13 protein-coding genes and 1 pseudogene are annotated in these 13,385 nt (G+C 43.5%); 5 read left to right on the forward strand and 9 right to left on the reverse strand.

What is annotated here, in order from left to right:
* Positions 1-35: 35 nt before the first annotated feature.
* Both GYX26_RS03980 and dprA read right to left on the reverse strand, forming a co-directional pair.
* On the reverse strand, positions 36-494 hold the full coding sequence (locus GYX26_RS03980; RefSeq protein WP_100090162.1) for a DUF494 family protein: 459 nt from the start codon (positions 492-494) through the stop codon (positions 36-38).
* A gap of 11 nt (positions 495-505) precedes the next feature.
* Positions 506-1,687: a DNA-processing protein DprA gene (gene dprA / locus GYX26_RS03985; protein ID WP_174828194.1), complete on the reverse strand. Its 1,182-nt coding sequence runs from the start codon at positions 1,685-1,687 to the stop codon at positions 506-508.
* Positions 1,688-2,041: 354 nt separating this feature from the next.
* On the opposite strand from dprA, the gene GYX26_RS03990 reads away from it, so the two are divergent.
* A complete protein-coding gene (locus GYX26_RS03990; protein WP_174828195.1) occupies positions 2,042-2,827 on the forward strand; it encodes a DUF2071 domain-containing protein in 786 nt (261 codons plus the stop codon).
* A gap of 134 nt (positions 2,828-2,961) precedes the next feature.
* On the opposite strand, the gene ruvC is transcribed toward GYX26_RS03990, so the two are convergent.
* The 4 genes from ruvC to GYX26_RS04010 all read right to left on the reverse strand — a co-directional run bounded on the left by ruvC (position 2,962) and on the right by GYX26_RS04010 (position 7,007).
* Positions 2,962-3,513: a crossover junction endodeoxyribonuclease RuvC gene (ruvC, locus tag GYX26_RS03995; protein WP_100090159.1), complete on the reverse strand. Its 552-nt coding sequence runs from the start codon at positions 3,511-3,513 to the stop codon at positions 2,962-2,964.
* 126 nt (positions 3,514-3,639) lie between these two features.
* Positions 3,640-4,344 (reverse strand): N-acetylmuramate alpha-1-phosphate uridylyltransferase MurU, encoded by a 705-nt coding sequence (murU, locus tag GYX26_RS04000; RefSeq protein ID WP_174828196.1) that lies wholly within the window; start codon positions 4,342-4,344, stop codon positions 3,640-3,642.
* Between the two features lie 131 nt (positions 4,345-4,475).
* On the reverse strand, positions 4,476-5,927 hold the full coding sequence (locus GYX26_RS04005; RefSeq protein ID WP_238791225.1) for a PilT/PilU family type 4a pilus ATPase: 1,452 nt from the start codon (positions 5,925-5,927) through the stop codon (positions 4,476-4,478).
* A gap of 36 nt (positions 5,928-5,963) precedes the next feature.
* A complete protein-coding gene (locus GYX26_RS04010) occupies positions 5,964-7,007 on the reverse strand; it encodes a type IV pilus twitching motility protein PilT (protein ID WP_174828197.1) in 1,044 nt (347 codons plus the stop codon).
* Between the two features lie 162 nt (positions 7,008-7,169).
* On the opposite strand from GYX26_RS04010, the gene GYX26_RS04015 reads away from it, so the two are divergent.
* Positions 7,170-7,886 (forward strand): YggS family pyridoxal phosphate-dependent enzyme, encoded by a 717-nt coding sequence (locus GYX26_RS04015; RefSeq protein ID WP_174828198.1) that lies wholly within the window; start codon positions 7,170-7,172, stop codon positions 7,884-7,886.
* Between the two features lie 96 nt (positions 7,887-7,982).
* On the opposite strand, the gene pdxY is transcribed toward GYX26_RS04015, so the two are convergent.
* The 3 genes and pseudogenes from pdxY to GYX26_RS11650 all read right to left on the reverse strand — a co-directional run bounded on the left by pdxY (position 7,983) and on the right by GYX26_RS11650 (position 10,740).
* The gene (gene pdxY, locus GYX26_RS04020) at positions 7,983-8,849 is read right to left on the reverse strand and encodes a pyridoxal kinase PdxY (protein ID WP_174828199.1); all 867 of its coding nucleotides are present in this window, start codon (positions 8,847-8,849) and stop codon (positions 7,983-7,985) included.
* Positions 8,850-9,277: 428 nt separating this feature from the next.
* Positions 9,278-9,883 (reverse strand): endonuclease/exonuclease/phosphatase family protein, encoded by a 606-nt coding sequence (locus GYX26_RS04025; protein WP_174828200.1) that lies wholly within the window; start codon positions 9,881-9,883, stop codon positions 9,278-9,280.
* A gap of 570 nt (positions 9,884-10,453) precedes the next feature.
* Positions 10,454-10,740: pseudogene (locus tag GYX26_RS11650) on the reverse strand (von Willebrand factor type A domain-containing protein).
* Positions 10,741-11,252: 512 nt separating this feature from the next.
* Here GYX26_RS11650 and proC point away from each other — a divergent pair.
* From proC to dksA, 3 genes are all read left to right on the forward strand, one after another.
* The gene (gene proC / locus GYX26_RS04040) at positions 11,253-12,047 is read left to right on the forward strand and encodes a pyrroline-5-carboxylate reductase (RefSeq protein WP_174828202.1); all 795 of its coding nucleotides are present in this window, start codon (positions 11,253-11,255) and stop codon (positions 12,045-12,047) included.
* 8 nt (positions 12,048-12,055) lie between these two features.
* Complete coding sequence (locus tag GYX26_RS04045; RefSeq protein ID WP_100090150.1) at positions 12,056-12,619, forward strand: YggT family protein; 564 nt, start codon at positions 12,056-12,058, stop codon at positions 12,617-12,619.
* Between the two features lie 162 nt (positions 12,620-12,781).
* Positions 12,782-13,198 (forward strand): RNA polymerase-binding protein DksA, encoded by a 417-nt coding sequence (gene dksA / locus GYX26_RS04050; RefSeq protein WP_037407116.1) that lies wholly within the window; start codon positions 12,782-12,784, stop codon positions 13,196-13,198.
* Positions 13,199-13,385: the final 187 nt, after the last annotated feature.

Raw genomic sequence — 13,385 nt, forward strand, 5'->3', positions numbered from 1 at the left:
GAAAGCTTTCAAATACTGTATCGCTGTCAGTAATTTTACTGCATTATGGCCTCACCATTAAGTGCAGCCATTAATTCATCGCCGATTAATACCGGTAATTCTGAACGATGTGCCCATAATACCAACAAAGCTAACACTTTGGCATGATCTACCGTGATGTCTTCGTAAGGTAAGTTCATCAGGGCGTTGAGTACAAATTCGCGCTGCTCTGGCTTAAGTGCGCCATTCTGCTCCAGAAAATGTATCAGACCACGTACATCCAGAGGCAGTGCATCCAGTTCTTCATTATTGTAAATGCGTGTCCCTGTACTGCTGCGTAATATTTCTGCCGGAATCACTGGTTCAAAACGCAAATAATCCAGACACGATAATGCGTCACCAATTTCTTCATCATTGAAACCTACTTCTTCCAGCAGTGCACCCAGATCTTTACGCGGAGGGAATGCATCAACGTCTTGAAAGTGCTCAATCAAAAACGCTATTACATCAATCATTTGCTTTCCTTTCAAGATTTAATGCGTTGATAACAACCGCCCGGCAGGGCAGTAATCCAGCCACCAAGTTCCAGTGCTACCAGATGAGCATACACATCTGTTGCAGCCATGCCAAGTGTTGTAACCAGTGTGTCCGGATGAACCACACTGTAACCCAGTCCAGCCAGAATCTGCTGTTCCATCGGGCTGAGTGCAGATAAAGGCGCACTGGCCAATGATAAATCTTCAGGATTACCAATGCTTGAGGATGGCGTACTGATTGGGGATACTTGTTGGGTAGATTGGCTGCTATATGATTGCAAATGCGGTTTTTGCAAGAGTAAAGGGCATTCCTGCAGAATATCCTCTAGATTTTCTACCAGTCTGGCCCCCTGTTTAATCAGTGCGTGACAGCCTTTACTTAAAGGATTATCAATCGAGCCCGGTATCGCCATGACTTCCCGACCCATTTCACCTGCCAAACGTGCGGTAATTAATGAACCCGATTCGGTTGCAGCCTCTATTACTAGCGTACCCTGACTCAGTGCCGCAATCAAGCGATTGCGCCGGGGAAAATTACCGGCCAAAGAACGTGTACCTAACGGAAATTCAGAAATAATGCAGCCATGTGCAGCAATCTGTGCAGCCAGAGCTTTGTTGCGTGCCGGATACACACGGTCAATTCCGGTGCCCCAGACAGCAATGGTACTCCCTGTACCCAACAATGCACCCTGATGGGCAGCAGTATCAATACCATCAGCCATTCCGGAGATAACGGTAATTCCCTTTTGTGCTAGTGCTTTGGCAAAATCACGGGCGATGCGCATTGCCTGTGGTGTTGCATGGCGGCTGCCCACTATGGCTAGTGATGGCTGGTGCAGGCATTGGCTGTTGCCACGGATAAATAATAATGGCGGTGGTGTCAGTCCTTCAGTTAGCAGTGCCGGATAATCGGTATCGTTCAACAATAACAGCCGAGCATCGGCATGGGATTGCTCCCATATCAGGGCGGCTTCTGCAGCCTGTCTGGCCTCGTCACTACGCCAGTACCGGCTAGCCTGCGTGCGAAGCAGGAAAGGTTTGATTTCAGCAATATTTGCAGACAGTGTGGCTTGTGCTGAACCAAAATGTTTCAATAGGCGCAGAAATGTTTCGCTGCCTATATATGGAGTTAAAGCCAGCTCAATCCATGCACAGCGCTCTTGCTCATTCATTTACATTATCTTACATTAAATATTTTACTAATTATGACAAAAGTAAGTTTATAGAACAATTGATTATTTAAATATAGCAGCCGAATATTATTTATATTAAATATAATTATCTGCTTATCCAATATAAATTATTAATTTATTTAATTATTATGAATTCTAATTTATATTTCAAATCAAAATTAAAATTTTTTTATTTGAAAAAATTAAAATTTTGCTCCGCCAGTTGCTATCAATCTAAAAATTTTATAAATTTGTGTTTGTTTTTGTAAACATATATATGTATACTTAATCATGTGAGCACTACTGTGATCTGATGCTGTTTAGACTTTCGGGATAAGAATCAAAGGTACATATATGCTAGCGTCACTTAAATTCAAGGACTTTTTGCATCCACGACCGGCACCATCTGGAATTGATGTAGACTGTAAGTTGAAACATTTTGCTATTATTACTTATGCGGTTGATGCACATAAATTTGCCGGATTATTCCCGCCACGTTTCCAGCTAGATAGTGTCATGATTGATGGTCAGGAAAAAGGTTTGCTATCAGTGGTACCCTTTATGGATGTGGATTTTACCTCGGCAGTTTATCCTTTTCCTGTTTTCACCATGGGGCAAACCAATTACCGGATTTACATCATTGATACCACTACTGGAGAACGCTGTGTCTGGTTTTTGGGCACAACCTTGGATTCGTGGACCATTATGGTACCTCGCCATGTGTGGAAGCTACCGTGGCACCCAGGCAAAATGAGTTTTAATTGTGATTTTGACCAGCATTCTGGCTGCTACCGGCACTATGAAATGCATACACAGGCAGATTGGGCACCCGCTCAGGTACAATTAAGCCAGCAACCTGATCAGGAATTTCATTTTCAGGGTTTTCCTGATAGCGAAACCGCACTGATTTATCTGACTCACCCGCTGGCGGGTTTTTATTACCGCCGCAATGGTAAATTAGGTACTTATCGAGTTTGGCATGATCGTCTGGACGTGAAACCAGCCAAACTTGAATCGGCGCGATTTGGTTTGCTAAGCCGAATGAAACTGGTTAATGAAGATGAACAACAGCACCCGTATAGTGTGCTGCTTCAACCGATTAATGAATTTACAATTTATCTGCCACCTACTGCCTTATAGGTTTAAGACACACAGTAATTGGGATTGATTATTATCTTGTCTTTTCGGAGCAAAGGTCAAGCAGGATGATTAATTTTGCTCAATGCGCAGACCAACCACCTTAAAGCGGTGGGATGTTGTGTGGCTCACAGGATTTAACGGAAACGACCGGATTTAATGGTTAGCCCCTGCTGAATTCTGGAGGCGAGGCTGTAATTGCGTAATGCATGAGTTAGTGCAACAGCCAGCGCATCCGCAGCATCAGCCTGCGGTGTACCAGACAGGGACAGCATTTGTACTACCATATGCTGTACCTGTTCTTTGGCCGCTTTACCCTGCCCCACTACTGCCTGCTTTACTTGCAGGGCAGTGTATTCAAATACCGGTAATTCGCCCAGTGTCAGTGCGGCTATTGCCGCGCCCCGCGCCTGTCCCAATACGAGAGTGGCCGCCGGATTAACATTGACAAATACCTGTTCTATAGCAGTTTGCGTAGGTTGATAGGTAGATATAACTTCTTGTAAATTGCGCACAATCACCCGGATACGCTCAGCTAAAGTAGCGCCCGCAGCAGTTTTAATACAGCCAGAGGCAACGTAGATGTGCTGGCGGCCAATGACATCAATAACCCCAAAACCGGTAACACGACTCCCGGGATCGACACCTAAAATACGGATAGTGGTTTGCTCAGACTGCTGTGTTTGCATGCTTATACTACTGCTTAATCGCGGAAAAACAAGGATTAGTACTGGCAGGAAAATCAAATATCCTGTAAAAACGAATATCCGCCAGTTGAATAAATAATGTTACCGTATATTGGACAGACTTGTTAATTATTCGCCACCACTTTCAATAACCCATTGATTGGCCTGATTCAATCTTTCTACCGTTCCCACATCCAGCCAGTAGCCAGCATGATATTCGCCACTAACCTGATCTGTCTGCATGGCAGTACGCAATAAAGGTGCCAGTCTGACCCGAGTGTGTGGCTGAATATTATTAAATAAGGCTGGATGATAAACGCCAACGCCACTAAAGGTTAATGTCGGATTATAAGGTTGTTGTTCGGTTACATCCCCTGTTTGGGTGAGACTAAAATCACCTTCTGGATGATGTTGCGGGTTATCAACCAGCCATAAATGCGCCAGCTTACCCGTTTGTTGTATTCTTTCACCAATCTTTAAGGCCTGTGCAAAATCTATATCGGTTAATACATCGCCATTAATAACCAGAAACGGCTTACAGCCAAGTAGAGGTAAGGCAGTGGCAATCCCGCCGGCAGTTTCCAGACCACCTTCTTTTTCAGCTGAATAACGAATATTCACTCCATAGGCACGTCCTGTACCCAGAGTGGCTTCGATTTGTTGTCCCAGCCACGCATGATTAATCACAATATCGCGAAAACCAGCAGCTTGTAAGCGCTGCAAATGATGGCCGATTAATGGTATTCCACCCACGTTCAGCAAGGGTTTGGGAGTGGTATCGGTAAGCGGCCGCATACGTTCGCCGCGTCCGGCAGCCAGAATCATAGCTTTCATGGTGCTTTACTATTCCGTGATACAGTTCACAGGCTGGATGATTTACAGCCTATAATACAACAGGCAAAGCTGGTTGCTTTGCCTGAATAAAATCGTAAGATTAACAAAAAATTAACTGGATTTATATCGATCTAAATCAGGTTCAGCTCTGCCCCTGTATTGAAGATTGCTGCACCTTTTTCACCCTGCTCATACAGATTAATCCGCAAGCGTAAATCATTAGGTGAATCAGCTTGGCGCAAAGCTTCTTCAAAATCTATGATACCATCAGCATATAGCTGAAACAGACACTGATCAAAAGTTTGCATACCATCATTACCTGATTTGGCCATCAGTTCTTTTATCTGCATTAATTTGCCTTTGTAGATATAGTCCTGAACAGTAGCTGTATTGATTAACAGGTCAATCACGGCACGGCGGCCTCTTCCATCTTTTTTCGTGGCCAAACGCTGGCCGATAATGCATACCAGATTCAGCGCTAAATCCATCAGCACTTGTTTATGCTGTTCTTCGGGATAGAAATTCAGAATACGCTCAATGGCCTGATTGGCACTACTGGCATGCACGGTAAAGAAACACAGGTGACCAGTTTGCGCCAGTTTCAAGGCATACGCCATGCTTTCATCACTGCGCACCTCGCCCACACAGACAACATCAGGTGCTTCACGCAGGGCGCTTTGCATGGCATTGTCCCAGCTTAGCGTATCCACACCTACTTCACGATGAGTAATAATGCTTTTCTTGGGTTTGTGGACGTATTCAATCGGATCTTCAATGGTCAGAATATGGCCAGCGGAATGAGCATTGCGATAGTCCAGCATGGCGGCCATGGTGGTTGATTTACCACTACCGGTGGGGCCGGCCAGGATAATCAGACCACGTTTTTTCATCACCAGTTCATCCAGCACTTTCGGCAGAAAAAGGCTTTCGGTAGTAGGAATATCGGTGGTAATCCGGCGCAACACCAAGCCAACCCGACTCTGTTCATGATAAGCATTAACCCTGAAACGCACGCCATTTTTAGCAATTATGGAGTAGTTCAAATCCAGTTCTGCCATAAACCGCTGACGTTGAGCCGTTGTCATGGTTGACATGGCAATTTTAGCAGTTTCTTCTCCAGTTAAAGGCTTGGTTGGGGCTGGCATGATTTTGCCATCAACTTTCCAGGACGGCGGAAAGCCCGGGCTGATAAAGATATCTGCGGCATTCAGACGTACAGCTTCCACAGCCATTTTTTCCAGTACCGGATGTATATGGATAGTTTCCCGCTCCAGAGTGGCAGGGGCACTTGTACTGACATCTGTCGTGTATGATTTTGGCATTATATTTCTGGATTTTACTGTTTTATCGATCTCAGGAGCTAGTATCTTTTCTGCAACTGGTACTGTTGCCTTTTCTTTATCTGGCGAAGCCTGTGACACTGGTTGCTCCGATACAGCAGTGGGAACAACCGGCGTAACTACTGCGCTGGAAGTCGGGGGAACCGTCGCTGTGGTAGCGGCGGGATGTTGATAATGGTTAACCATATCTGCGAGTAAATCAGATAAACCTGACTCTTTGGCGGAGTCTTTCTGCACACCCATGGCAACATGCTTTCCTGAATAAAAAACGAAAGAGAATTATCCTACCAACTGGTCTGGACTCGCCGCTTTGGAACGGGCAGTCTCCAAACTGATGCGACCTTCGCGCAACAGTTGCTGTAAACACTGATCCAGTGTCTGCATCCCGAATTTCTGTCCGGTCTGCAAAGTAGAATTAATCTGGGCAATTTTATTTTCACGAATCAGATTACGTACTGCTGGTGTACTGATCATGATTTCATGAGCAGCCACACGACCATTGCCATCCTTGGTTTTCAGCAGAGTTTGGGAAATCACTGCCTGCAAGCTTTCTGACAGCATGGAACGAACCATTTCTTTTTCACCTGCGGGGAATACGTCTACAATACGGTCAATTGTTTTGGCTGCACCTGTAGTATGCAAAGTACCAAACACAAGGTGGCCGGTTTCAGCAGCAGTTAAAGCCAAACCAATGGTTTCTGGGTCACGCATTTCCCCCACCAGAATCACATCCGGGTCTTCACGCAGAGCTGAACGCAGAGCATTAGCGAAACTATGTGTATGCTGATGCAATTCACGCTGGTTTACCAACGACTTTTTACTCTGGTGCACAAACTCAATGGGATCTTCAATTGTTAAAATATGGCCAGCATCATTATTGTTGATGTAATCAATCATTGCGGCCAGCGTGGTTGATTTACCGGAACCAGTAGGGCCTGTTACCAGCACCAGTCCACGCGGCTTCTCTGCGATTTTCTGAAAAATTGCTGGTGCCCTAAGTTCCTCCAGTGTGAGGACTTTACTGGGAATGGTACGCATAACGGCAGCGGGGCCACGCTCGGTGTTAAAAGCATTGACACGAAACCGCGATACATTGGGCAATTCGAATGAAAAGTCAGTTTCCAGATTTTGCTGATAATCCTTGCGCTGATAATCGTTCATGATAGAAGCAATCATTTTGCCTACTTCTTCTGCACTCTGTTCAGGCAGATTGATACGGCGAATATCACCATTAACGCGTATCATAGGAGGCAGACCAGCACTCAGATGCAAGTCGGAAGCTTTATTTTTAACGCCGAAGGCCAATAAATCGGTTAGCTGCATATTTACTCCGTTATGCTTGCCTACGTCATGCAGGCATAAAATATTATTCTTATTCTAATCAAGTTATCGTTTCTTTAAAATGAAAATATTTGTCACCCCGATAAAATTTTTACAAAGACAGCCTGATTGAATCAAAAAAACTGAAAAAATTTCACTTAACTTATGAACAATGTAGACCTTTTAATCAAACACTGGCAGCAGGTACTGGCTAACATTACCAGCATGCGCCAGCAAACCGCAGCACCTCAACCTGTACAGCTAATCGCAGTCAGTAAAACATTTCCGGCCAATGATATCGCCACTCTTTATCATGCTGGTCAGCGTGATTTTGGCGAAAACTATATACAGGAATTCAGTGAAAAGACCAACCTGCTGGCCGACTTGGATATTGTCTGGCACATGATTGGCCATATTCAGTCGAATAAAAGCCGCATTGTGGCAGAACGGGCACAATGGGTACACACCATTGACCGTGAAAAAATTGCCCGGCGGCTGCACGAACAACGTCCGGAACATTTACCACCGTTAAATGTTTGTATCGAAGTCAATATTGCGGCCGAAGCCAATAAACATGGTATTAGCACTGATAGTGCCGAATTACTGGCACTGGCTACAACCATCAGCACCCTGCCACGTCTGAAACTGCGCGGTTTGATGTGCGTGGCTAAAGCCAACAGCACAGAAATTGAACTAAGGCAGCAGTTTAACCAGATGCAAATCTTATTGCAACAGCTTTGTGAAGCCGGCTTTGCAGTTGATGTGTTGTCTATGGGAATGAGTGCAGACTTGAATATCGCCATTGCCTGCGGTGCTACCCATGTACGGGTAGGTAGTGCCATTTTTGGCCAGCGCAGTTATGCACACACAGAAAATAATTAATTAAAAACTACAGAATCAGATACCATTATACCGGTAAAATTTTTTTACCGGCAGTAAAACTGCTTTAACCAATACTGGTTAAAGCACACAGGCGGATCAGGCTATTTTTTCGGCTTTAAACTGGTGTGTTGGCTGAGCAATTTCATCCTGTGCGGCTACCACCTGCAACTCATACTGCTGACGTTTTAAAGTTTCCAGCATCACACCATATACAGCTGCGGTAGTATGCTCAAACGATTCTAGCAATGATTTACCAGACAGGTAATCTGCCAGAAAAATTCCGCTCGTCATATCACCCACACCCACAGGCTGGCGTTCACCGAAATCGACCAGCGGCCGGTGAATATGCCAGACTGCTTCATGAGTTACCAGCAACATTTCAAAACGGTCGGTTTGATAACCAGCACGGCTCAAATGTTTCACCAGCACTGCTTTCGGCCCTTTATTACATAAAGTACGACAGGCAGCAACAGCTTCTTCAACATTATGAATGCGTTGTCTGTTGTTTAATTCTTCCAGTTCAAAAAGGTTTGGAGCAATCATATCACTCAGTGGCAATGCTATATCACACAAAAATTCAGCTACACCACCTGCCACAATACAACCTTTGTCTGGATGGCCCATAACCGGATCACAGAAATAAATAGCTTGCGGATTAGCCTGCTTCACTTTTCTGACGATATCAATAATGGCATTGCCCTGCTCGGCTGAACCCATATAGCCACTTAGTACTGCATCACAATTTTTCAGTTCATCTATTGCGGTAATGCCATCGACAATATCCAGCAAATGCGCAGCCGGCATTACCGTACCTTTCCATTGCCGGTATTGGGTATGATTGGAGAACTGTACTGTATTTAATGGCCAGACATTCACTCCTAAACGGCGGATAGGAAACACTGTAGCACTGTTGCCGGCATGGCCAAAAACCACATGAGACTGAATTGAAAGTATATTTTTCATAATAATGCCATTTTATAACCCAGTAAATCAGGGTGCCTGATTTGAAAATAATTGGCTAACTAGCCATACCTGCTAAACCAAGCTGATTATACGCAGATTATACTAGTCGAGATAAATCATTACCTATAACAACAACTCAAACCGGAATTTTAGTTTTCACACCAATGGCGACATATATTTGTCCATACCCTATCTTATGCACCATACAAGCGATACTGTATAGGTTATTTATACAAAGTGCATACGAGCAACCCGCTCCCGACAAACCATATGTTTATAGCGGCTGTTAAATCTGAATAATGCTTAATGACATAATTCATGAAATCATTTTCAGGTTGGACAATTCCTGTTCAGCATTCGAAGACAGAGGTTATAGTACTATGTACCAATTCTGAGATAGGTGTTTATCTTTTCCTATTTGTAAAATGTCATGGCACATAACTAATCCATATCGCTTTATGGTCGGAGCCATACCAACTATAGCTTCCTGTCGCCACTACTTTATCTGATTGCCGTACCAATGCATGGTCAATCGACAGCAAAGCAGGTAGCCAGGTCGGCCGCGCTCGCGGGCTGGTCAAATGCACATCAGCTGCCTGAATAAAATCACGAAAAACCGGTGAAAAAGCACTGATATTCATATCACCCAGCACGATAACATTATTTTTTTCCTGCTTAATCATAGTAGCCAGAGCCTGCAACTGATTATTGCGCTCCTCTACCAGAGTTGCGGTAATCGGCGGGGGCGGATGAATACCATATACCACCAGACCATTTTGCAGTTGGGCGCGGATATAGGGATAAATATCATTATCTGTGGTATAGCGTACTTCACAGCTTTTTAAAGGCAGATGTGAATACAGAGCCATACCAAAGGGAGAGTCATTATACTCAGCACAATGCTGGGTAGTTTCTGCCAAAGGCTGAAGTGCACTGCCCCAGGCCAGAGAAGTTTCCGTCAGAAAAATAACATCACTATTATTTCTCAACAGCCACTTGCTTTCAGTATCAATATGCGCATTGATATTCAACACGTTATAGCTTAAGAAACGTACAGGTTTTGCTTGCGTGGTATCGGCTGAATGAGTAATGAACCACGGGGTTAAACACCAATAACAGCCAGCAACAGCTACAATAGCAAACACTAAACGCTGTTTTTTACTTGGACAACAAAAACATACCAGAAAAAACAACAGCACATAAAACGGGGTGAAGTGCGAAAACAGCTCAAATATCCAATATACAGAGCCCAATTGGCCAATAAATAGAGCAATTAAGGCTAACCAGGCCAAAATGTGTATGCGTTTCTTCAAACCGCCCATCAATTTAGAAATAGGTAAGTGCATTGAATTACATTCAGTTATATTGAAATAATTATTCTTGTTGCGGAAAGTTAGTATATTACACTCGGACTTTATGTTAATGATGCTAACACTTCATTATCCATATTGAAAAGACAAAAATTATTTTAAAGAAATTCAATCTGTCCGAACCATACATCGAACCGGATGTATCTATCAGAAACACCGCATTTCATGTTGGTAATTGATTAAATTGATATTTCTTACTTTAATATTTACCCTTAATAGAGCTTTATCTGCATTCTATGGACTGGGCGTCAATTCATAAGTTGCAGCAAACGGAAAACCGGATAGTGCTATAAATTTTTCATTCGAAGCATCTGGAAAATAATTAATAAATTCTTCTACCCGCACTGCATCCGCATGCGGCATTTTCCCGCAGATATAACCCGTCTGTTATTTGCATAGCTGGCAGTATCCTTATCCAGACTGAAAGGACTAACTGGTTCAGCAATCACCTGTTTTATCGGCTTATCTGAATAATTTTTATATCGTGCAGTATTTGAGTGTATTCTAGTATTTCTTAAAATTCTTCAGAATGAGTGCCCATCAAACCTATAAAAGAACTACGATCCATTGTCTCATCAGCGACTAAAACTGAAGCAAGAACACCCTTCACTACTATTTTTTGTGATTCACTCTCTGAATGCAGTGTATTACAAGCACTCAATATGCCCTGTTATCAATATTATAAGGATACTTGGACTGGTCATGCGGACTGTTGCTTTTTTCGTTAATATAAACCTCCTGAATGGTTTTATTTTTATCAAAATATGGCATATTACTAATACATAATTTACATAAACTCCAGCAGATTTAGTTATTTACAGTAAGATTAAGGTGATTAATCCAGTAAATTTTAACTAAATCAATCTATGCCAGAAGCGGATATCGGCTTTATGCGTTTGCGGGACAATTTATATCGTATGTCTGTAATCAGCAAATAATAGTTATTGTAAAATTAATGTTGATTCTGTTGATTTGACTAGTAGCGGTATTATTGATTGAGCTGTTCAATTTTTAATAAAAAAGAGGAAATTATATGAGTGTTTATTTTCTTGGCGGGGGCAATATGGCGTCTGCTATTGTCGCTGGCATGAATAGACAAGGTGGCTATGATATTACAGTCATTGACCGTAATCAGGAAAAGCGCGAGCATTTGAGCAGCTGTTATCGGGTACACAGCAGTGACAGACTCCCTGAGCTTACTGCTGCCGATGTGTTGGTGCTGGCGGTTAAACCACAGGATATGCAGCAGGCTACCGCAGATATCAAAGTCAATGGTGCATTGGTACTCAGCATTGCCGCGGGATTAACCGTAGACATTCTGCGCCAGTTTCTGGGTAATCACCAGCGTATCATCCGGATTATGCCCAATACCCCGTGTCAAATTGGCCTGGGCATTTCCGGTTTATTTGCACCAGCAAATATAGATGCAGCAGACAGGGCTGTCGCTGAAAATATCATGCGTACCACTGGTGATGTAGTGTGGCTGGAAGAAGAAAGTGGCATTAACCGGATTGCCGGTATCAGCGGCAGTGGCCCAGCTTATGTGTTCTATTTTCTCAATGCCCTACAGCAGGCAGCAATACAACAGGGTTTCAGCGCAGAAGAAGCACACCAGTTAAGCCTGGTCACATTCAAAGGTGCGGTATCTCTGGCACAACAATCCGGTATTGAATTTGTACAGTTACAAAAAAATGTGACTTCTAAAGGTGGCACCACATTTGCGGCTACCTCAGTTTTTGAACAGCATCAGCTAACACAGGTAGTGGTTGATGGGGTGGCCGCCAGTGTTGCGCGGGCAGAAGAAATGCAAAAACAGCTTGCTCCTTAAGGTATCGTGTGATTAGTAAAACATTATTTTTATTAGCCAGTGCTCTGTCCATCATATGCTGGGCACGGCTTTTGTTACAGTGGGGTAATTTACCTTTTCTACATCCGCTAGCCCAGTTTTGTGTGCACAGTACCAATTGGCTGATACGCCCTTTACGCAGAATCACGCCGCCACTGAGACATTGGGACGGTGCCTGTATTCTGGCTACCATCATCATTTATTATCTGGCTACAGCACTCAATCTGTTTATTGCCTTTACATGGATACAGCCGGATGCCCGTGTTATTACCGCCAGTTTGTTATTTTGTATTCTGTTTTCCCTGAAAGCGCTTTGCTATGCCCTGTTTATCGGACTGGTAATACGGATGTTTTTAAGTCTGAGCAAACCTTATTCTGTATTATTGCTTACCTTGCAGCGTATTTATATACCGCTAACCCGCCCGTTTGCCTTTCTGCGAATCGGCAAATATGATTTTTCTGCGACAGTTATTCTGCTGGTGTTATGGCTTTGTCTGGACTGGTGGTTACCACAGGCGGGCAGCAAAATTTCATACTGGCTGATTAGCGGATAATGTTGTCGAATGCAAAATTACGAATAGTATATAAAAACATGCTATCATGCCCGGACTTTTTTAACAGCATGACAGCCAGCATCTGTTGTGTTTACAAACAGATTAAGCTGTCAATTCCTGAGCTAATTGCTTAATCGAGCTACGCAAAAGAAAGACTGTACAATGGCTAAACTCACAGAACAAGATATCCAAGCCTGGAATGGCCCTGAAGAGGAGTACATGAATGAAGAACATCAAACTTTCTTCCGTGATTTGCTGTTGAAACTTCAGGATGAACTGATTCATAACGCCAACAACACCGCCGGCCACTTACAGGAACAGGCTACTACGCCTGACCCAGCAGACCGCGCTACGCTGGAAGAAGAATACGCACTGGAGCTACGTACCCGTGACCGCGAACGTAAGCTATTGAGCAAGATTCAGGCCTCCCTGCGCCAGCTGGATGAAGGTGATTATGGTTTTTGTCAGGATACAGGTGAACCAATCGGTCTGAAACGGCTGCTGGCTCGCCCTACTGCTACTCTGTCAGTTGAAGCACAGGAACGGCGTGAACGGATTAAAAAACAGTTTGTGGACTGATTGTAAATAGATAACAGCTAAAACGCTTTCTGTATGGAAAGCGTTTTTTATTTTATAGCACAAATGTATTACCAGCTTCACTTGCTTATCTACCGTACCAGTGAATCTCTAGAATAATCTGGCTATCAATGTATTAAACCATAAAATTCGTAAAAATCTACAGATTGCTTGAAAAATGTTATCAAGC

It is taken from the genome of Snodgrassella sp. ESL0253, from assembly GCF_013344965.1.
In the GTDB taxonomy this organism is placed as follows: Bacteria; Pseudomonadota; Gammaproteobacteria; order Burkholderiales; family Neisseriaceae; genus Snodgrassella; species Snodgrassella alvi_B.